Annotated in this window: 1 protein-coding gene; it reads right to left on the bottom strand. The window is 46.5% G+C overall.

The annotated features are described in order from the left end of the window. Positions 1 to 152: 152 nt before the first annotated feature. Positions 153 to 950, bottom strand: coding sequence for a factor H-binding protein (locus ACTHUE_RS19450; RefSeq protein WP_070461536.1), 798 nt, complete (start codon positions 948 to 950; stop codon positions 153 to 155). Positions 951 to 1,038 lie beyond the last annotated feature (88 nt).

The following is a 1,038-nucleotide window of genomic DNA, read 5'->3' as shown; positions in this document are numbered from 1 at the left end:
CTCTTGTGGGGTGCTGCCGAGCCGTTGCGCCGCGTATTGCGCATTATCTTGGGCAGCCTGTAATTTAGGTTGGCATGAAAAAAGCAACGGTTTGAGCCGTTGCTTTTTTTGTCACAAAAAGGCCGTCTGAACATTTCAGACGGCCTTGTTTCCTATTCTTTTTTACCGGCTAAACCGATTTCTTTGGTGGAGTCGCCAACTTTGATTTGCGCTTTACCGGCAATTTCTTCAGCCTGCGGGCCGAAGAGTTTCAAATCGTAACGGCCGTTTTCTACGCCATTCAAACTGGTTTTACCGCTGATGGCGGCTTTGCCATTGTTATTGGCAATGCCTGCGGCAAGCAGGTCGACATTATTGTGGGAAGCCATGCTGCTGATTTTGCCGTAACCTTGTTTTTTATCGAAATCGACGGTGTATTTCAGACGGCCGCTGCGGTCGTCGCCATTAAACGCGATACCTGAATACTGATAGCTGCCTTGTTTGGGCAAATTGCGATACGCTGTTTCATCGCCTTGGACTTCGCCGACGATGAATGTGTATGTATCGAGGTTTTGCAGCTTGCCTGCGTCATCGGCTTTTTGTTTGGCGTAACGCGCGGCAACAGTGGAATAATTTTGTTTATACACTTGGAAGTCGCCCGTTTCCAAAGTGATGACTTGGCCGTTTACCTTAATTTTTTGGGCGTAGTCGTAAGAAGATACTTTATCGGTTTTCAAAAAGCCGGTATCGAGTTTGTCGCCTTTTTTCAGGTTTTGCGGTTTACCGTTGGCCATCAGCTCCAACGTACCGTTTTCAGGGACGGATTCGTTCAATTCAACGGACAACACGCCTTTCGGATGCGGATTGAGCGGCTCGGTCACGGCATTCGACAAGCCGCTTGTTGCGCCACCGCAGGCAGCCAACATCAAAGACAGGGAAGCAGTCAAAGCAGAAATACGGAGGGTTCGCATCATTTTTTCCTTTCCTTTTTATTTGGTATGATATTCATCATATACCTAAAAAAATGAACAATAAATGATTTTTGTCAAAATTAAGTAT

It is taken from the genome of Neisseria sp. P0021.S005 (genome assembly GCF_051956955.1).
Note: the sequence above shows the minus strand (reverse complement) of the source record. Positions and strands in the feature narration are given on the sequence as shown.

What these genes read in the sequence shown, in the direction of transcription:
- ACTHUE_RS19450 (WP_070461536.1), bottom strand. Translation starts at nt 950, where the DNA reads ATGCGAACCCTCCGTATTTCTGCTTTGACTGCTTCCCTGTCTTTGATG.